Genomic DNA, 17,071 nt, shown 5'->3' with positions numbered 1-17,071 from the left:
TTCATGTCGTCCAGCCTGTCCCGTGGTTCTCGCTCTGCCATCGCCTCGGCGGTGGTCGGGCTCGCGTTGGCGATGTGCGGCGGGGCCGCGGCGGCGCATGAGCGTTCGATCGTCGAGAGGCCCATCAACTCCGAGCTGGACGCGCCGCTGCTCTACCAACTGCTGATTGGCGAGCTGGAACTGCGCAATGGCGAGACCGGCACCGCCTACCAGGTGCTGCTCGATGCCGCCCGCCGCACCGGCGACGAGGGCCTGTACAAGCGCGTGGTGCAGATCGCCGTGCAGGCCCGGGCGGGCGACCAGGCGCTGTCCGCGCTGCGGGCCTGGACAACGGCCCACCCGGATTCGTCCGATGCCTGGCAATCGACGGTGCAGTTGCTGGCGGTGCTGAACCGGCCTGCCGAGGCCGTGGAGCCCATGCGCAACCTGCTCAGCGTCGGGACCAGTGCCGAGCGCTTGGCGGCGCTGGCGATGCTGCCGCAATGGTTTCAGCGCTCGCCCGAGCCTCAGCGCGTGGCCGCTGCGATGGCGCCTGTGCTGCAGGCCCAGCAAGGCGAGCTCAAGGCCGCAGCCCTGGTCACCGAGGCCCGCCTGAGCCTGAGCGCTGGCCTCTTTGAGCGGGCCGAAGCCATCGCACGCCAACTGGCCGAGCTCTACCCGGAGGCCGACGACGCCATGATCCTGGCGCTGGACCTGCTGCCCCATGCCCCCGGCGCTGAGGCCTTGATCACCCAGCGTCTGGCAGCCCAGCCCGGCCGCAATGCCTTGCGCCAGGCCTATGCCCGTGCGCTGGTGCGCATGCAACGTGCGGCCGATGCGGCGCGTGAGTTCCGCGAGCTCACGCAACGCGACCCCGACGAGCCGGCCCACTGGCTGGCCCTCGGTGCACTGGATACCGAGCTGCGACACGTTGTTGAGGCCGAGGCCGCGCTGCGCGAAGTGCTCAAGCGTTTGGACACACCGCCCAAGGACGAGGCCAAGCCCGAAGCTGCTGAGGAGGCCAAGCGCAGCCGCAGCGAGTTGCGGCGCCAGGCCTTGCTATTGCTGTCCCAGCTGGCCGAGCAGCGTGACGACCTCAAGGGCGCCGAGCGTTGGCTCTCGCAGGTCGAGGGCGCGCAGATCGACGTGCGCTACCGCCGCGCCAGCCTGCTGGCCCGGCAGCACAAGCTGGCCGAGGCGCGCGCGCTGCTGCAAGCACCTGTCAGTGCCTCCGACGACGAGGCCCGCACCCACCTGCTGGCCGAGGCCCAATTGCTGCGCGAGCAACGCGATTGGCGCGGCGCCTTGGGCGTGCTCAAGCAGATCGATGCGCGCATCCCCGATGACCCCGACATCCTCTACGAGCAGGCCATGCTCGAAGAGCGCCTGGGTGAGTTCGACCAGATGGAAGAGCGCCTGCGCCGCGTGATCGCCGTCAAGGCCGACCACCACCACGCCTACAACGCCCTCGGCTACTCGCTGGCCGAGCGCAATCTGCGCTTGCCCGAGGCCAAGGCCTTGATCGAGCAGGCGCTCAAGCTTTCGCCGGGTGAGCCCTTCATCGTCGATAGCCTGGGCTGGGTTGAGTACCGGCTCGGCAATCTCGCGGAAGCCACGCGGCTGCTGACCCAGGCCCACGCCGCACGCCCCGACGCCGAAATCGCCGCGCACTTGGGCGAGGTGCTGTGGGTCAGCGGCAAGCAGGACGACGCCCGCCGCGTCTGGCGCGAGGCCCTGGGCCGTGACGCGCGCAACGAGGCGCTGCGCGAGACCCTGGATCGCTTGAAGGTTGGGCTTTGACGCGCTGGGCATTCCTGTTTGCTCTGGCGCTGCTCACAGGCTGCGCAGGCCTCGCGCCGGTGGTGCAACCCGAAGCCACAGCCCGCCTGGCTGGCCGCATCAGCATCCAGGTCGAAGGCAGCGGGGCCAAGGGTGGCGCCGGCAGCGCTGGCTTTGAACTCACCGGTGGCCCCGAGGCTGGCAGCCTGGAGCTGACCACGCCGCTCGGGGCCATTGCTGCGCGCGCGCAGTGGCAGCCGGGGGCCGCACGGCTCCAGACGCCCGAGCAGGATCGCGAGTTCGCCGACCTTGACGAGCTGACGCGCGAGCTGCTGGGCGAGCCCATCCCCGTGGCGGCCCTCTTTGCCTGGCTGCGCGGCGAGCCCTGGGGCGCAGCGCCCTCGGTGCCCGTGCCCGGCGGCTTTGAGCAACTCGGTTGGCAGATCGACACCACGCGCAAGGCCGAGCGTGTGCTGGTGGCCAAGCGCCTGGCCGCGCCGGCGGTGACGCTGCGTGCGCGGCTGGAGGAGGGCAACGATGCGAGCGCTCCATGACGTGCCCGCCCCGGCCAAGCTGAATCTCTTCCTCCACGTGGTGGGCAAGCGGCCCGACGGCTACCACCTGCTGGAGTCGCTCTTCGTGCTGATCGACTGGGCTGACACCCTGCACTTCGAGCGGCGCGACGACGGCCAGATCCAGCGCCATGACCTGCGTGGTGGCGATCTGTGTGGCGGCGACCTGCCGGCCGACGACCTCTGCGTGCGCGCCGCACGGGCGTTGCAGGCGGCGAGCGGTTGCACCCACGGCGTGGACATCCATCTCGACAAGCAATTGCCCTCAGGCGCCGGCATGGGCGGTGGCTCGTCCGACGCAGCGTCCACCCTGCTGGCGCTCAACCAGCTCTGGGGCCTGCACTGGCCGCGTGAGCGCCTGATGCCCATCGGGCTCAAGCTCGGGGCGGATGTGCCCTTCTTCCTGGGCGGGCAACCCGCCTTTGTCCAGGGCATTGGCGAGTTGCTGACGCCGCTGGCCGTGCCGGCGCGGCGCTTTGCGGTGCTCAAAGGACCGGCAGGCCTGGAAACCCGGGCCATCTTTTCAAGCCCGCTCTTGGCGCACTCTGAAAAGTCAGCTATAGTTGCGGGCTTTCCCGCTCAGGCAAAAACGCTTGAAAACCTGGTGGATGGCTTCGGTCGAAATGACCTGCAGCCGGCTGCCGTGGCGATCAGTGTTGAAGTGTTTGAGGCGATCCGCAGACTGGATGCCAGCTTTGGCAATGCCCGCATGACGGGCTCCGGCGCTGCAGTGTTCGCCAGGCTGTCCGGAGCGGGAGATGATGGTAGAGACGAACGGTCCTTGGCGACCTTGCTGCAGGAACTTCCTGCAGGATGGACCGGACGAATCTGCCGCAGTCTGGATCAGCACCCTTTGCGGAGCTGGGCCGGCTGAAGCAAGTTTCAGGTGGCAGCTTTCGGGCTGTGACCCGTGTAGGGGAGTCGCCAAGTTGGTTAAGGCATCGGATTTTGATTCCGACATGCGAGGGTTCGAGTCCTTCCTCCCCTGCCAAACATCTTTGTTCCATCTCTCGTTGCCCGCCGCTGATCCGGCCACGTGATTCCAGCGGACCACTGAAACTCAGAGGTTCCCAGTGCTGCTGAACACGGTCATCTTTACCGGCAACGCCAATCCCGCCCTCGCCCAGGAAATCGCCAACCACCTCGGTCTCGAAGTGGGCAAGGCGGCTGTCGGTCGTTTCTCCGACGGCGAGGTGACGGTCGAGATCCAGCAGAACGTCCGCGCCCGCGACGTGTTCGTCGTGCAGCCCACCTGCGCGCCGACGAACGAGAACCTGATGGAACTGCTGATCATGGTCGATGCGCTCAAGCGCGCCAGCGCGCGCCGCATCACCGCCGTGATCCCCTACTACGGCTACGCCCGCCAGGACCGTCGCCCGCGCTCTACCCGCGTGCCCATCTCGGCCAAGGTCGTGGCCAACCTGCTGGAGACCGTGGGCGTCGAGCGCGTGCTGACGATGGACCTGCACGCCGACCAGATCCAGGGCTTCTTCGACATCCCGGTCGACAACATTTACGCCAGCCCGGTGCTGCTGTCCGACCTCAAGAGCCGCAACTACAGCGACCTGATCGTCGTCAGCCCCGACGTTGGCGGCGTGGTGCGCGCCCGCGCGCTGGCCAAGCAACTCGGCTGCGACCTCGCCATCATCGACAAGCGCCGCCCGGCGGCCAATGTGTCCGAGGTGATGCACGTCATCGGCGACATCGAAGGCCGCAACTGCGTGATCATGGACGACATGATCGACACCGCCGGCACCCTGGTGAAGGCGGCTGAGGTGCTCAAGCAGCGCGGCGCCAAGCAGGTGTTCGCCTACTGCACCCACCCCATCCTGTCCGGCCCCGCCATCGAGCGCATCGCCCAGTCGCAGCTCGACGAGGTCGTGATCACCAACACCATCCCGCTGTCGGATGCGGCCAAGGCCTGCAAGAACATCCGCCAGCTGTCGGTCGCCTTCCTGTTCGCCGAAACCATCCGCCGCATCTCGGACGGTGAGTCGGTGACCTCTTTGTTTGCAGAGCAGAACAACAACTTCTGATCGGCATTTCGTCGCCGTCGCAAGACGGTTTATCAAACGGCGCCTGGTCGCGGGCGCTGTTCTCTTTTTGGAGAAAACCATGAAGTTTGTCGCCTTCGAGCGCAAGTTGCAGGGGACCGGAGCGAGCCGCCGCCTGCGTGTGGCCGGCAAGGTGCCGGGTATTGTTTATGGCGCCGGTGAGCCCGCTCTGATCGAGCTGGACCACAACGCTCTGTTCCACGCCCTCAAGAAGGAAGCCTTCCACAGCTCCCTGCTCGACATGGAACTGAACGGCACGGTCACGCAAGTGCTGCTGCGTGACTTCCAGATGCACGCCTACAAGCCGCAAGTCCAGCACGTGGACTTCCAGCGCGTGGACGCCACCACCAAGATCACCAAGAAGGTGCCCCTGCACTTCAAGGGCGAGGCCGAAAGCCCCGCCGTCAAGACCGACAAGTGCACGGTCAACCACGTCGTCACCGAGCTCGAGATCACCTGCCTGGCGCAGCAACTGCCCGAGTTCATCGAGGTGGACCTGTCCGGCCTGACCCGTGGCCACTCGCTGCATGTCAACGACATCAAGCTGCCCGCCGGCATCAAGGTCGTGACGCACGGCAAGCCCAACCCCGTCATCGTCACTCCGGTCGATGCGGCGGCTGAAGAAGTCATCGTCGCCGCTGCCGCTCCGGCCGCTGACGACAAGAAAAAGGGCAAGGGCAAGAAGTAAGCTTGCCTGGCAATGCCACCCAATGAAGGGGCCCCACGCGGGCCCCTTTTCTTTAGGATTCCGCCCCAATGATTCGCCTCCTTGTCGGCCTCGGTAACCCCGGCCCTGAATATGAAGACACCCGCCACAACGCCGGTTTTTGGTGGGTGGACGGCGTGGCGCGCGGGCTCAAGGTCTCGATGCAGCCCGACAAGGCCTATCACGGCCTCGTGGCGCGTGTGAACAGCGCCCCCGGTGCCAGTGGCCCCATCTGGCTGCTGGAGCCCATGACCTATATGAACCTCTCGGGCAAGTCGGTCGCGGCGCTGGCGCGTTTCTTCAAGATCGCGCCCGACGAGATCCTGGCCATCCACGACGAGTTGGACCTTGCCCCCGGCGAGATGAAGCTCAAGAAGGGCGGCGGCACCGGCGGGCACAACGGCCTCAAGGACATGCAGGCCCAGCTCGGCACCGGTGACTTCTGGCGCCTGCGCCTCGGCATCGGCCACCCCGGCCACAAGGACGAAGTGGCCGGCTACGTGCTGCGCAAGCCGCCCCTGGCCGAGCGCCAGGCCGTGGAAGACTGCATCGAGAAAAGCTACGCCGCCTTGGAGCTGATGCTGCGCGGCGACATGGACAAGGCACTCGCCAAGATCCACGCCAAGCCCCCGCGCCCCAAGCCGCCGCGCAAGCCGGAAGCCGCTGCGGCAACGCCGGCCCCTGATCCCAAGCCCTGACCGGAGCCCCCGCCATGCGCCTGTTTGCTGCCTTGCTCACCCTGCTTGTGATCACCTCGGCCAGCCAGGCGCAAACGCAGCGCAAGGAGACCCCCATCTACCGCTGCGGCCCCGAGGGGAAGGACCTGCGTGACGCGCCTTGCCCGGCAGGCGGCGCGGCCGACACCGTTCAGTTCGACCAGCCCAGCAACGCTGATGCCCGCGCCGCCCGCGAGCGCCAGCAGGCCGACGCTCGCGAGGCCAAGCAGCTGGAGAAAGAGCGCAAAGCCCAGGAGGCACGCGACCTCAAGGCCAACGCCCGCGCCGCCGTCATCGGCCCGCAAACCCCAGCCTCGGCAGCCTCAGCCGCATCGCCCACCAAGAAGGCACCCAAGGCCCCCAAGCGCCCCAAAGCAAAAGCGGCCAAGCCCGCCGAGGCTGGCAAGCTTGATGCCGCTCAAGCTCCTGCGGCCAACCCTGCGCTTGGTCCGAAACCCCAGCGATAAACTCCGCCCCGTTGGTGCTCGCGGTCGGCTTCATGCCGGCTGCAGTTCAACGGGAATCAGGAGGGGGCGCCGCCGCGCGGCAAACCTAACCTGAGCTGTCCCCGCAACGGTAAGCGGACGAGGCATATCGCCTCACAGCCCTGCACGACAAGCCACTGAAGCTCCTGCTTTGGGAAGGCGCAGAGCGCACGCCGCCAGCCCGGATACCGGCCAACGACGGGGTGGTGCGCCTTCTGGCGTGCCACCGTTTGCCAGCGCGCTGCGTGGGAAAGCGCTCTGGCGTGATCGTGCCTGTCTCTTTTCCATGTCCAACCCACTCTTCGCGGCCCGTCGGTCGCTGTTCGCCCTCACCTCCGTGGCGCTGGCGCTGTCTGCGCACGCCGCGGCTCCCAACCAACTCGAAACCGTCGTCACCACCGCCACGCGCTCGCCGCAGCGCCTGGCCGATGTGCTGGCTGACCTCACCGTCATCACCCGCGCCGACATCGAGCGCATGGCCGCCGCCAGCCTCGCTGACCTGCTGCGCGCCAGCGGCTGCGCCGAGTTCAGCCGCAACGGCGGCCCCGCCGGCACCACTTCGCTCTACCTGCGCGGCGCCGAGACGCGCCATACCCTGCTGCTCATCGACGGCGTGCGCGTCGACTCACAAGCCACCGGCGGCCCCGCCTGGAACAACATCCCCATCGCGCAGATCGAGCGCGTCGAGGTGCTCAAGGGCCCGGCCAGCGCCATCTACGGCAGCGATGCCGTCGGCGGTGTGGTGCAGGTCTTCACCCGTAAGGCCACGTCGGCCCCGCAGGTCGACCTGGGCTTGGGCGCAGGCAACCTCGGTATCCGCAAGCTCGACGCTGCCGTCACTGGCCGCGATGGCATCTTTGACTACGCGCTCAGCGCCGCCCTCGATCGCAGCACCGGCTTCAACGCCACGCTCGACGTGCCCGGCTCCTTCAGCTACGTGCCCGATACCGATGGCTACCGCAAGCACCAGGCCACCGCCCGCCTCGGGGCCCAGCTCTCCAGCGAGCACCGCGCTGAACTGGTCTTCCTCAAGAACCACCTCAACAGCCAGTACGACGCCTCCAAGTTCTCGCCCACCAACGACGATCACACGTTTCAGGACACCCGTGCCATGCGCCTGTCCTGGTCGGCACAGTGGAGTGCTGCGCTGCAGACCCAGCTCAGCGTCGGCGAGTCGCGCGACCGCTACGAGACCCGCCCCTCGCCCTACCAGACCGAGACCCGCATCCGCAATACCGCGCTGACCGGCTCCTACCGACTGGGTGCCGGCCAGCAGCTCAACTTCGCGCTTGAGCGCACCACGGAACACCTCGACAACTCCGGTCTCGTGGCCGGCGGTGTTGATGACCGCGCCCAGAACGCCCTCGGCCTCGGGTGGCTGATGAACGCTGGCGCACTCAACCTGCAACTGCACGCGCGCCACGATGACGACAGCCAGTTCGGCGGCGTCAACACTGGCACGCTGTTGGCGGGCTACGCGCTCACGCCCGCGCTGCGTGTTGTCGGCTCGGTGGGCAACGCCTTCCGCGCCCCCACGCTCTACCAGCGCGGCAGCGTCTATGGCCCTGACCTCAGCAAACCCGGCGTCAAGGCCCTGGATGCCGAGCGCGGCCACAACGCCGAGATCGGCCTCAAGTTCGCGCTGGGCGACCACGAAGCCAGCATCACCACCTACCGCAACCGTGTCGGCAATCTCATCGTCTTTGGCGCGGCGGGCAGCTGTGGCAGCAGCTTTGGTTGCTACGAGAACGTCTCGCAGGCGCTGCTCAAGGGCACCAGCCTCGCCGGCCGTGCGCGCCTCGGGGTGGTGAACCTGTCGGCCACGCTGGACTTCCAGTCGCCCACGGACGCCAGCACCGGCAAACTGCTCGCTCGCCGCGCCAAGCGCCTGGCCACCTTGCGTGCCGACACCGAACTGGCCGGTTGGCAGATTGGTGCCGGCGTGCAGGCCGCTGGCCAACGCTTTGACAATGCCGCCAACACCAAGCCACTCGCCGGCTACGCCCTCGTCACGCTGGACGCGGCCTACCGGCTGCAAAAGGACTTGAAGCTGCAAGTCAACATCGACAACGCCACTAACCGCGACTACCAAACCGCCGGTGGCTTTGCCTCGCAGCCGCGCACCGTGGTGCTCAGCCTGCGCTGGAGCCCGCAGCTGTGAAAGCACTCGTCGCGCTCCTGTTGTGCATCGCGCTGCCCACATGGTCAGCCGGCATCGAGCTGCGCGACGACCTGGGCCACACCAGCCGGCTCGCCGCGCCCGCAAGGCGCGTGGTGAGCCTGCTGCCTTCGCTCACCGAGTCGGTCTGCGCCTTGGGTGCCTGTGACCGCCTCGTGGGCGTGGACCGCTACTCCAACCACCCCAAGCAGGTGAAAGCCCTGCCCGAGGTCGGTGGCATCGACGACACGCACGTCGAGCAGATCGTGGCCCTCAAGCCCGACCTCGTGCTCGCTGCCACCTCCACCCGCGTGACCGACCGGCTGCGCGCCTTGGGCCTCACCGTCGTCTCGCTGGAGCCGCGCAGCCACGCCGATGCGCAGCGCGTGCTCGGCCTGCTCGGTCGCCTGCTGGGCGTGCCCGACGCCGAGGCGCTGTGGCAGCGCACCGAGGCCGGCGCGGCGGCAGCGGTGGCCAGCGTGCCGCCGGCAGCGCGCGGTGTGCGCGTGTACTGGGAGGTGTCCAGCGGCCTCTACGCCGCCGGCCCGCCGTCCTTCATGGGCGAACTGCTCACGCGCCTCGGCGTGGCCAACATCGTGCCCGCCTCGCTCGGGCCCTTTCCCAAGATCAACCCCGAGTTCGTCGTCCAGCAGAACCCCGCGCTCATCCTCGTTGGCGCCCGCAACGCCGAGGGCCTGGCCCAGCGGCCCGGCTGGGCGCAGATCGACGCCGTCCGCACCGGCCGCATCTGCACCTTCAGCAACGAAGAGGGCGACGTGCTTGCCCGCCCCGGCCCCCGGATGGCCGAGGCCGCGCAGATCGTGGCGAGGTGCCTCAAAGAGAAGTTCGCGTCATGAACCTCAAGGCTGGCTCGCTCGTGCTTGGGCTGCTGGCCTTGGGCGTGCTGCTCATCGTCGCTGGCGTGCTGGTCGGCAGCAGCGGCTTGCTGGGCCTGCAGGACGACGGCGCCTCACTCATCCTCTGGCAGATCCGCCTGCCGCGCTCGCTCGGCGCCTGGTGTGCGGGGGCGCTGCTGGGCTTGGCGGGCGCCACGGCGCAGGGCCTCTTTCGCAACCCGCTGGCCGACCCGTATCTGCTGGGCAGCGCGGCCGGCGCTGGGCTTGCCGTTGCGCTCACGCTGGCGCTCACCGGCCTGAGCCTGCAAGCCAGCGGCACCGTCGGGCTGCTCGGCCTCACGGGCATGGCCTTTGTGGGCACGCTGCTGGGCGTGGGCCTCACCCTGCTGCTGGCGCGTGGCGTGGAGCAGACCCTGCGCCTGCTGCTGGCCGGCGTCATCGTCGGCGTGGTGCTCAATGCGTGCACCGACCTCGTCACCCTGCGCGCGCCCGACATCCTGCGTGGCATGCAGGCCTTTTTGCTGGGCAACACGGCGCTGCTGGGTTGGCCCAGCGTGGCCATCATGGGCGGCGCGGTGTTGGTGGCGGGCCTCGCCGCCTGGGCCGCCAGCCCGGCGCTTGATGCCCTGGCCCTGGGCGAGGCCACGGCCCGCTCGCTCGGCGTGCCGCTGGCGCGCATGCGCCTCATCTTGATCGGCGCCTTTGCGCTGGCCACGGGCGCGGCCGTGGCGCAGACGGGCATCGTGGCCTTTGTGGGCCTCGTGGCACCTCACCTGGTGCGTGCCGCCACGCCTGCGCGGCACGGTGCCCTGGTGCTGCTCTCGGCCCTGGCTGGCGGCGCGCTGCTGCTGGCGGCCGACGTGCTCGCGCGCGGCCTGCTCGCGCCGCAGGAGCTGCCCGTGGGCCTCGTCACCGCCTTGCTTGGCGGCGGCTATCTGCTGGTGCTGCTGTACCGGCGCGGAGGGCCCCGGCGATGAGCCTGCATGCCCGCATCGCCCGCCTGCGCATCGAGGGCGCCGAGATCCTGCATGGCATCGATCTGCGCCTGCAGCCCGGCGCCTGGACGGCCATCGTCGGCCCCAATGGCGCGGGCAAGTCCAGCCTGCTGCGCGTGCTGGCCGGCCTGCTCAAACCCGAGGGCGAGGTGCAGTTGCAGGGGCGTGCCCTCGGCCACTGGCCCGCCGCCGAGCGCGCCCGTGAACTTGCCTGGATGGGCCCGCAAGAGCCCGGCGCTGACGACCTCACCGCCCACGACGTGGTCATGCTCGGCCGCCTGCCGCACCGCGCCTGGCTGGCCCCGCCCAGCCCGGCTGACCACGCCGCCGTCGAGGCCGCCATGCAGGCTCTGCAATGCTGGCCCTGGCGCCACCGCCGCTTGGCCAGCCTCTCCAGCGGCGAGCGCCAACGCGTGCTGCTCGCCCGCGTGCTGGCCGTGCAAGCGGCCGTGACCCTGCTCGACGAACCCCTGGCCCACCTCGACCCGCCCCACCAGGCCGAATGGCAAAGCGGCGTCCGCGATCTCGTCGCTCAAGGGCGCACGGTGGTGAGCGTGCTGCACGAACTCAACATCGCCCTCGCCGCCGACCAACTCGTCGTCATGGACGCCGGCCGCATCGTCAGCCACGCCCCACCCAGCGCGCCGGAGAGCCATGAGGCGCTGATGCGCGTGTTTGGTGGGCGGCTGGAGCTGGTGCCGCATGGGGGGAGGTGGGTGGTGGTGGTGAGGTGATTTGAAAGTTCGTCGCCGTACAGAAGACCGGAATGCTGTGGGTTGGCGAACAATGGGCACAGGACCATCTGTATCGAGACCATGACACAAGCTCTCACCGACGAGATGTTTCTCGACGACTGGATTCACCTTGCGACCGCTGGCATCCGGCTGAAGCACATGTCGACGATCGGTCTGTGTCGGGAGCTGAACGTCTGTGCCAATCGCCTGATTTTCTCGACCACCATCAGATCGTCGGATATCCAGCAGGTCCTCATCGCCGCGCTTTTGCCCAGGCTGTTGACCGCCTTTCAAGGTGCCGTATTGACCGGGCAGATTGGCCTTGCTTCGGAAGCCAAATTGCTGGTTCGAAAGGTTCTCGAAGTCACCTTTCGAATCGTCGCAGTGAGTAAATCTGTGGAGGTTGCCAACCGGTATGTGCAGTCAGACGAATGTCATCGCCGGAAGTTCTTGAACAAGCTAAGTGCGTTGAAATCCGTTGAGCTATCGGCTTTAGAAATGGAACAGGTCACCAGGCTCAAGCAGGAGGTGAACGACGCGATTGCCGAGAAGGGTATTCGCGAAATCGGCACTCAGTGGTTTGCCGAGCAGGCTGAGTTGATGGACCTATACAACACAGCCTACGCATTGCTGAGTGAGGCGGCGCATGCAAATGTTCGAGATATCGGAGAGGTGCTTATCCAGGCGGATGCGAGCGACGTTGATCATCTTCGTTACGGCCCGGACGACGATGGCCTCTCTGATGTGCCGTGCACCGCCATAGAAGCAACGCTCATTTCACTTGAGGCGGCATTTCAGACTTTGCCAATCGTCGACTCGATGTGTTTGCAGCAAGTGCGCCGTCGAATGACGCTGCTATTCGAAGTTGTAGGCGGAGCGGACTGAACCAGGGGACACCCCTCAGTGACGGTCAGATGGTCTGTGCAAGACGGCGTCCCCCAATTTCCTCGATGACCACCAGAGCCCTCATGATCCTCGGCACCACCAGCGGTGCCGGCAAGAGCTGGCTGGCCACAGCGCTGTGCCGCTGGTACGCGCGGCAGGGGCTCAAGGTGGCGCCGTTCAAGGCGCAGAACATGAGCAACAACGCGCGGGTGGCGGCGGGGGTGGGGGGCCGGGTGGGCGAGATTGGCAGTGCGCAGTACTTCCAGGCCCTGGCGGCGCGGCGCACGCCCGAGGTGCGCATGAACCCGGTGCTGCTCAAGCCCGAGGCGGACACGCAGAGCCAGGTGGTGGTGCTGGGCGAGGTGGATGAAGCACTGTCGCGCATGCCCTGGCGCGAGCGCAGCGGCCTGCTGTGGCCCCGTGCTGAAGCTGCGCTGCATGAGCTGATGGCGGAGAACGATCTGGTCGTGATCGAGGGCGCGGGCTCGCCGGCCGAGATCAATCTGGCGGACAGCGACTACGTGAACCTCTTCACCGCGCGGGCCTCGCAGGCGCGCTGCCTGCTGGTGACGGACATCGACCGGGGCGGCGCCTTTGCCCACCTCTACGGCACGCACCAGCTGATGCCGGCGGATGTGCGCGCGCAGATCAAAGGCTTTGTGTTGAACCGCTTCCGGGGCGACGCGCGCTTGCTGGCGCCGGGGCCTGAGCAGTTGCAGCAGCTGACGGGCGTGCCCACGCTGGCCACCTTGCCGATGTGGCGCGAGCATGGCTTGCCGGAGGAGGATGGCATCTTCGACACCGCACCTTCTGGCCAAGGTCTGACCGTGGCCGTGGTGGCCTACCCGCGAGTCTCCAACCTCGATGAGTTGCAGCCGCTGCGCCAGATGCCGGGCCTGCGCCTGGTGTGGGCGCGCACGCCGCGCGAACTGCAGGGGGCGGATTGGATCGTGCTGCCGGGCTCCAAGTCCACGGCGGCGGATCTGGCCTGGCTGCGTGCGCAGCGGCTTGATGCCGCGATTGCCGCGCATGCCCATGCGGGCCGGCCTGTGCTGGGCATTTGCGGTGGCCTGCAGATGCTGGGCGAGGCACTGGTGGATACGCACGGCCTGGACGGCAATGCGGCCGGTTTGGGGCTGTTGAACCTGGTGACCTGCTTTGAGCGCGACAAGCGGCTGCGCCATGGCGAGGCGCGCTTTGAAGCCCTGGCCTGGCCCTGGCGTGCGCTGGGTGGGCAGGCGGTGTCGGGCTACGAGATCCACCATGGCCAAACGCAAGCCCACCCCAGCCTGGCTGCGCCCACGGTGGCGCTGAGGAATGGCGAAGGCGAGCCGATTGGCTGGCAGCAGGGCTCGGTGCTGGGTGTGTACCTGCATGGGCTCTTTGAGCAGCCGCAGGTGCTGCAGGCGCTGTTCAACCAGGCGGTGCGGCCGCTGGACGCGGTGTTTGACGGGATGGCTGACTTTGTGGACTGTCACTTCAGCCCAGGCACACTTGCAGGCTTGATCGACAGGAGTTCAGCGTGATCATGAAGTGGCAAGCGTGTGTGATGCGAGTGGCCATGGCGGCGTGCGTGGCCGTGGCGGCGACGGGCGCCCAGGCCTGGTCAGGCGATGGCCACAAGACCGTGGGCACGCTGGCGGCGGAGCTGATCAAGGGCACGCCGGCCGAGGCGCGCGTGACGGCGCTGCTGGGCGGGCTGAGCCTGGCGGACGCGGCCGTCTGGGGCGACTGCGTCAAAGGCATCGACCCGCGCCGCAACTACAGCTACACCGTGACAGGCCGCTACGCCGAGTGCGCGGTGTACGAGGCCCGCCCTGATCTGCTGGCCGAGATGGCCGACTTTGTGCGCCGCATCGACCTGCAATGCGGCACGGCCGAGGGCAACGAGAACTGCCACAAGCAAGCCCACTACGTGAACATGCCGGTGCAGCGCAGCCGCTACGAGCTGGGCTTCACGGGCACGCGGGAGTACGACCTCGTCGGCGCTGCGCGCACGGCGGTCAAGGTGCTGCAGGGCCAGCCGGCGCCTGCGGCCTACAACCTCAAGGGCCCGCGCGAAGCGCTGCTGATGCTGGTGCACTTTGTGGGCGACCTGCACCAGCCGCTGCATGTGGGCTCGGTCTACCTGGACGCCGATGGCCACCCGGTGGACCCCGAGAAGAGCGGCTTTGACGCCAGCACCCACACCATCGGCGGCAACCGCATCCTCAAGCTGGTGACGGCCGACAAGCCGGCCAGCATTGCCGAGTACGCGGCGGGCTTCAGGCCGCCCAACCTGCACACGGTGTGGGACGACGGTAGTGGCCCACTGGGCCCGACCCATGTGGACGCCGCCTGGGTGGCAGCCGCAGCCAAGCAGCCGGCCTTGGCCGGCGAGCCCAGCGCCTGGCCCGAGCTGATCTTCAACGACACCCTGGAGCAGGCCCGCGTGGCCTTTGACGGCCTGGAGTTCTCTGCCCGCCAGGGTCAGCTCTGGACGGTGCGGCTCTCCGAGGCCTACGAGGCCCGGATGCTGGCGATCAAGCGTGAGCAGCTGACGCGTGCCGGTGCGCGGCTGGCGCAACTGCTCAAGGCCATCTTCCCGGACTGAATCTGCGATCAATGAGTCTCGCTCGCTCTACTTCTGTCCTCGTATTGGCGCTGTTGGCGCAAGGCCCCGTGCTGGCCCAGGCGGCGCCGTCTTTCATGCCTGGGTTCACCGCCTTCGAGGGCCAGCTCAAGGGCAGTGAGCCGCCCGCCTGGCAACTGGTCTCGATGATCCGCATCGGCAGCGAGGCCGACCTCAACCCGCGCGGCAACCGCCTGCTCTCAGCCCTCATCAGCTTCGTGAACAAGCGCGGCGAGGCGGCGCAGAGCGTGGTGCTGATGATCACCGCCGAGGACAAGCATGTGGAGCTGATCAACAAGCTGATCGGTTCAGTGCTCGAAGAAGCCGCCACGCGTGCGGATGCTGGTGTTGTGGCAAAGCTCAAGGTCTCGGTGTCCGTCACCGACCCGGTGACCAAGGAGAGCCGCAGCTTTGAGTTCGCCAAGCGGACTTGAGCCACGCGCACAGCCTGTCTCCTGCGCGCCAGTACGGCCGCCTGCGGCGCCAGATACTCGGCCTCGCCACGTTGAGGACGCACGATGGAATCAAAGTTGCCACCTGGCCAGCGGGCGGTTGAGGCCTTTCATCGGTTTGGCCTGACGCCCTTTGCCAAGCGGTTCCCGCGCCAGACGCACAGCCGATCGCTGGAGGTCTGTGGCCATGTCCAGCAGGTGCTGCAGTTGCAGGATGTGTTTGAGGGCTTGGAGCGCGCCGAGGTGCAAAGCGACTTCCACTGCGTGACGACCTGGAGCGTGCGATCGCTGCGCTGGGAGGGCGTCCGGTTCTCGGACCTCTACTGGCAGGTGCTGCATCCGCAGGCCCGGCACGACCCGGACGCGACCTTGGTGGCGATGCGCGGGCAGGATGGCGCTCGCACGGCCTTGCCGCTGGAGGACTTGCTGGCGCCAGAGGTGCTGCTGGCCGACCGGCTGAACGGTGAGCCGCTGACCATGGACCACGGGGCGCCCTTGCGGCTGGTGGTGCCTGGCCACTATGGCTACAAGTCGATGAAGTACCTGTGCCGGCTGGAGTTCCGGCGGCCGCAGGAGGGCTATGCGGTTTCGGGCTTGCGCTTCATGGACCACCCGCGCGCGCGGGTGGCCTTGGAGGAGCGAGGCCGTGCGCTGCCGGGCTGGCTCTTGCGCTGGCTGTACCGGCCACTGATCGCCAGCACGGTGGCGACCTTTGCCCGCGCGGCGACAGGCCCGGCGCCGCTGAACTCAGGCGCTGGCGAGGGACAGCGCTGAGGGGCTACGCCCGCTTGCCTGGCTGGCAGGCTCGCGGCTGTTGCCACGGCCCAGAACGGGCGCTCGCGAAGCGGCCAGCGGCGACGTTGCATCGCCCGGTGCGCCGCTTGGTGTGTCAAGAGGCAAGCTCAACTGCTGAAACAGCGACCGCGTCTGCCGGTGCGCGCGGTTGCCGGGTTGTCCCAAGAGGCTCATGGCCGTTTCTCCTCGTTGGGCCACTCTAGGCGCAAGGGGCGTCCGCTTACCGTGACCAAGCGTCTCAAGCCGCAACCGGCCCCTGTGCGTTCAGGGCGAGGCAGGCGCCTGGAGCGTTGGCGCTGGATGACCGTAGTGCGTTTCGAGGCCCTTGATGGCGGCGTTGACCTCGGCCAGCAAGCGGGAGGCGAGTGCGGCGCCTTCGTCGCTGCTGCGCTGTCGGCTGTACTTTTTGCCCAGCACCTGGACTGCCGCGAGCAGCACCTCACGCAGCGCGATCAGGACATTGCCGGTGTGGATGTGGAAGCGCACCAGGTCCGGTGTCTTGCTGGCCATGGCCATCAAGGGCTTGGCGGCATCGCGGGAGACGTGCAAAAAGGTATAGAAGCGGACCACCTCGCGGGCCAGGTCCTGGGGCAGGGTCCCGAGCTGCGGTGACAGGGACTCGTAGAGCTTGAAGTAGGTTTCCTCGCGAGCCGTGTCGTAGCCGGCCAGGGTGGTGGCATCGAGTTGGCGCAGGCTGGCGGCGAAGACGTAGGCCTTGACGATGTGCGTCAGGTGGAAGGCCTGGACGATGGAGCGGACATCGCTGCGCAGCGCCGTGATCAGGTTGTCCCGGAGCTGGCGCCTGGCATGGAGGATGACGAGGCCGTTGAAGGCCAAGGTGGTGGCAACGCCCGCGACACCTATCAGGGCGGCGCGCTCGGAATTGCTCAGTCCTGAGCACGCGGGGTCTGGGCTGGCAGCGGGTGTCGGCATGAGGGCTCTCTGGGGGCCTGGGCCGGCCGGCGAATCCGACGGACCTGGGGCGTTGCCCCGGTATACCCGAGACAGCCAGCCCTCGCAATCGCAGCGACGTGACGGCGCTCAGCTCGTGACGGCCAGGCGCTGGTACTTCTGCAGCAGGGTCTCGCGGTCTTCGACGTGGGCGGGGTTCACCGGGATGCAGGCCACGGGGCAGAGCGACACGCACTGGGGCTCGTCAAAGTGGCCCACGCACTCGGTGCATTTGGCGGGGTCGATCTCATAGATCTCCGCGCCCATGGCGATGGCCTGGTTGGGGCAGACGGGTTCGCAGACGTCGCAGTTGATGCACTCGTCCGTGATCATCAGGGCCAT

General features: G+C 67.9%; 18 protein-coding genes, 1 tRNA gene and 1 riboswitch. Of the genes, 17 read left to right on the top strand and 2 right to left on the bottom strand.

The genetic code is table 11. From position 1 onward, the window contains the following. Positions 1 to 3: 3 nt before the first annotated feature. The 17 genes from ABDJ85_RS09190 (at position 4) to ABDJ85_RS09110 (ending at position 15,757) form a co-directional block, all read left to right on the top strand. Positions 4 to 1,779, top strand: a complete 1,776-nt coding sequence (locus tag ABDJ85_RS09190) for a tetratricopeptide repeat protein (protein WP_347704456.1) — start codon at positions 4 to 6, stop codon at positions 1,777 to 1,779. Continuing rightward, positions 1,776 to 2,312: a lipoprotein insertase outer membrane protein LolB gene (locus tag ABDJ85_RS09185; RefSeq protein ID WP_347704455.1), complete on the top strand. Its 537-nt coding sequence runs from the start codon at positions 1,776 to 1,778 to the stop codon at positions 2,310 to 2,312. Before ABDJ85_RS09190 ends, ABDJ85_RS09185 begins: the two co-directional genes overlap by 4 nt. Continuing rightward, complete coding sequence (gene ispE / locus ABDJ85_RS09180; protein WP_347704454.1) at positions 2,296 to 3,204, top strand: 4-(cytidine 5'-diphospho)-2-C-methyl-D-erythritol kinase; 909 nt, start codon at positions 2,296 to 2,298, stop codon at positions 3,202 to 3,204. The genes ABDJ85_RS09185 and ispE overlap by 17 nt, the downstream gene beginning before the upstream one ends. A 40-nt stretch (positions 3,205 to 3,244) precedes the next feature. Beyond that, positions 3,245 to 3,321, top strand: a tRNA-Gln gene (locus ABDJ85_RS09175). An 82-nt stretch (positions 3,322 to 3,403) separates the two neighbouring features. Then, a complete protein-coding gene (locus tag ABDJ85_RS09170; protein WP_347704453.1) occupies positions 3,404 to 4,366 on the top strand; it encodes a ribose-phosphate pyrophosphokinase in 963 nt (320 codons plus the stop codon). Between the two features lie 79 nt (positions 4,367 to 4,445). After that, positions 4,446 to 5,072 carry a 50S ribosomal protein L25/general stress protein Ctc gene (locus tag ABDJ85_RS09165; protein WP_347704452.1) on the top strand — a complete coding sequence of 209 codons (627 nt, stop codon included), beginning with the start codon at positions 4,446 to 4,448 and terminating at the stop codon, positions 5,070 to 5,072. Between the two features lie 68 nt (positions 5,073 to 5,140). Then, positions 5,141 to 5,788 (top strand): aminoacyl-tRNA hydrolase, encoded by a 648-nt coding sequence (pth, locus tag ABDJ85_RS09160; RefSeq protein WP_347704451.1) that lies wholly within the window; start codon positions 5,141 to 5,143, stop codon positions 5,786 to 5,788. 14 nt (positions 5,789 to 5,802) lie between these two features. Continuing rightward, positions 5,803 to 6,273 (top strand): hypothetical protein, encoded by a 471-nt coding sequence (locus tag ABDJ85_RS09155; RefSeq protein WP_347704450.1) that lies wholly within the window; start codon positions 5,803 to 5,805, stop codon positions 6,271 to 6,273. Next, positions 6,269 to 6,502, top strand: a riboswitch (cobalamin riboswitch). Its footprint overlaps the gene before it by 5 nt. 75 nt (positions 6,503 to 6,577) lie before the next feature. Next, the gene (locus tag ABDJ85_RS09150) at positions 6,578 to 8,452 is read left to right on the top strand and encodes a TonB-dependent receptor plug domain-containing protein (protein ID WP_347704449.1); all 1,875 of its coding nucleotides are present in this window, start codon (positions 6,578 to 6,580) and stop codon (positions 8,450 to 8,452) included. Then, positions 8,449 to 9,306, top strand: coding sequence for an ABC transporter substrate-binding protein (locus ABDJ85_RS09145; protein WP_347704448.1), 858 nt, complete (start codon positions 8,449 to 8,451; stop codon positions 9,304 to 9,306). The genes ABDJ85_RS09150 and ABDJ85_RS09145 overlap by 4 nt, the downstream gene beginning before the upstream one ends. Further along, positions 9,303 to 10,283: a FecCD family ABC transporter permease gene (locus ABDJ85_RS09140; protein WP_347704447.1), complete on the top strand. Its 981-nt coding sequence runs from the start codon at positions 9,303 to 9,305 to the stop codon at positions 10,281 to 10,283. Before ABDJ85_RS09145 ends, ABDJ85_RS09140 begins: the two co-directional genes overlap by 4 nt. Continuing rightward, positions 10,280 to 11,035 carry an ABC transporter ATP-binding protein gene (locus ABDJ85_RS09135; RefSeq protein WP_347704446.1) on the top strand — a complete coding sequence of 252 codons (756 nt, stop codon included), beginning with the start codon at positions 10,280 to 10,282 and terminating at the stop codon, positions 11,033 to 11,035. The genes ABDJ85_RS09140 and ABDJ85_RS09135 overlap by 4 nt, the downstream gene beginning before the upstream one ends. Positions 11,036 to 11,116: 81 nt before the next feature. Then, positions 11,117 to 11,920: a DUF5677 domain-containing protein gene (locus tag ABDJ85_RS09130; protein WP_347704445.1), complete on the top strand. Its 804-nt coding sequence runs from the start codon at positions 11,117 to 11,119 to the stop codon at positions 11,918 to 11,920. Between the two features lie 65 nt (positions 11,921 to 11,985). Beyond that, complete coding sequence (locus ABDJ85_RS09125) at positions 11,986 to 13,446, top strand: cobyric acid synthase (protein ID WP_347704444.1); 1,461 nt, start codon at positions 11,986 to 11,988, stop codon at positions 13,444 to 13,446. 2 nt (positions 13,447 to 13,448) lie between these two features. After that, the gene (locus tag ABDJ85_RS09120; protein ID WP_347704878.1) at positions 13,449 to 14,513 is read left to right on the top strand and encodes a S1/P1 nuclease; all 1,065 of its coding nucleotides are present in this window, start codon (positions 13,449 to 13,451) and stop codon (positions 14,511 to 14,513) included. Between the two features lie 11 nt (positions 14,514 to 14,524). Then, positions 14,525 to 14,965 carry a hypothetical protein gene (locus tag ABDJ85_RS09115; protein ID WP_347704443.1) on the top strand — a complete coding sequence of 147 codons (441 nt, stop codon included), beginning with the start codon at positions 14,525 to 14,527 and terminating at the stop codon, positions 14,963 to 14,965. Between the two features lie 84 nt (positions 14,966 to 15,049). After that, complete coding sequence (locus ABDJ85_RS09110; protein WP_347704442.1) at positions 15,050 to 15,757, top strand: molybdopterin-dependent oxidoreductase; 708 nt, start codon at positions 15,050 to 15,052, stop codon at positions 15,755 to 15,757. A gap of 285 nt (positions 15,758 to 16,042) precedes the next feature. Here the strand turns inward: ABDJ85_RS09110 and ABDJ85_RS09105 are convergent, their stop codons facing one another. Together ABDJ85_RS09105 and ABDJ85_RS09100 are read right to left on the bottom strand one after the other, a co-directional pair. Beyond that, positions 16,043 to 16,711 (bottom strand): hypothetical protein, encoded by a 669-nt coding sequence (locus ABDJ85_RS09105; protein WP_347704441.1) that lies wholly within the window; start codon positions 16,709 to 16,711, stop codon positions 16,043 to 16,045. 108 nt (positions 16,712 to 16,819) lie between these two features. After that, a complete protein-coding gene (locus ABDJ85_RS09100) occupies positions 16,820 to 17,071 on the bottom strand; it encodes a YfhL family 4Fe-4S dicluster ferredoxin (protein WP_347704440.1) in 252 nt (83 codons plus the stop codon).

This window comes from Roseateles paludis, from assembly GCF_039872745.1.
Lineage (GTDB): Bacteria > Pseudomonadota > Gammaproteobacteria > Burkholderiales > Burkholderiaceae_C > Pelomonas > Pelomonas paludis.
The sequence above is the reverse complement of the archived record's forward strand: the minus strand, read 5'-3'. Positions and strand labels throughout refer to the sequence as shown.

Excerpts from the sequence above, each read along its gene's own strand:
- pth (WP_347704451.1), top strand. The coding sequence starts at position 5,141 with ATGATTCGCCTCCTTGTCGGCCTCGGTAACCCCGGCCCTGAATATGAA.
- ABDJ85_RS09155 (WP_347704450.1), top strand. The coding sequence starts at position 5,803 with ATGCGCCTGTTTGCTGCCTTGCTCACCCTGCTTGTGATCACCTCGGCC.
- ABDJ85_RS09165 (WP_347704452.1), top strand. The coding sequence starts at position 4,446 with ATGAAGTTTGTCGCCTTCGAGCGCAAGTTGCAGGGGACCGGAGCGAGC.
- ABDJ85_RS09140 (WP_347704447.1), top strand. The coding sequence starts at position 9,303 with ATGAACCTCAAGGCTGGCTCGCTCGTGCTTGGGCTGCTGGCCTTGGGC.
- ABDJ85_RS09115 (WP_347704443.1), top strand. The coding sequence starts at position 14,525 with ATGAGTCTCGCTCGCTCTACTTCTGTCCTCGTATTGGCGCTGTTGGCG.
- ispE (WP_347704454.1), top strand. The coding sequence starts at position 2,296 with ATGCGAGCGCTCCATGACGTGCCCGCCCCGGCCAAGCTGAATCTCTTC.
- ABDJ85_RS09130 (WP_347704445.1), top strand. The coding sequence starts at position 11,117 with ATGACACAAGCTCTCACCGACGAGATGTTTCTCGACGACTGGATTCAC.
- ABDJ85_RS09190 (WP_347704456.1), top strand. The coding sequence starts at position 4 with ATGTCGTCCAGCCTGTCCCGTGGTTCTCGCTCTGCCATCGCCTCGGCG.
- ABDJ85_RS09135 (WP_347704446.1), top strand. The coding sequence starts at position 10,280 with ATGAGCCTGCATGCCCGCATCGCCCGCCTGCGCATCGAGGGCGCCGAG.
- ABDJ85_RS09105 (WP_347704441.1), bottom strand. The coding sequence starts at position 16,711 with ATGCCGACACCCGCTGCCAGCCCAGACCCCGCGTGCTCAGGACTGAGC.
- ABDJ85_RS09150 (WP_347704449.1), top strand. The coding sequence starts at position 6,578 with ATGTCCAACCCACTCTTCGCGGCCCGTCGGTCGCTGTTCGCCCTCACC.
- ABDJ85_RS09120 (WP_347704878.1), top strand. The coding sequence starts at position 13,449 with ATGAAGTGGCAAGCGTGTGTGATGCGAGTGGCCATGGCGGCGTGCGTG.
- ABDJ85_RS09110 (WP_347704442.1), top strand. The coding sequence starts at position 15,050 with ATGGAATCAAAGTTGCCACCTGGCCAGCGGGCGGTTGAGGCCTTTCAT.
- ABDJ85_RS09100 (WP_347704440.1), bottom strand. The coding sequence starts at position 17,071 with ATGGCCCTGATGATCACGGACGAGTGCATCAACTGCGACGTCTGCGAA.
- ABDJ85_RS09125 (WP_347704444.1), top strand. The coding sequence starts at position 11,986 with ATGACCACCAGAGCCCTCATGATCCTCGGCACCACCAGCGGTGCCGGC.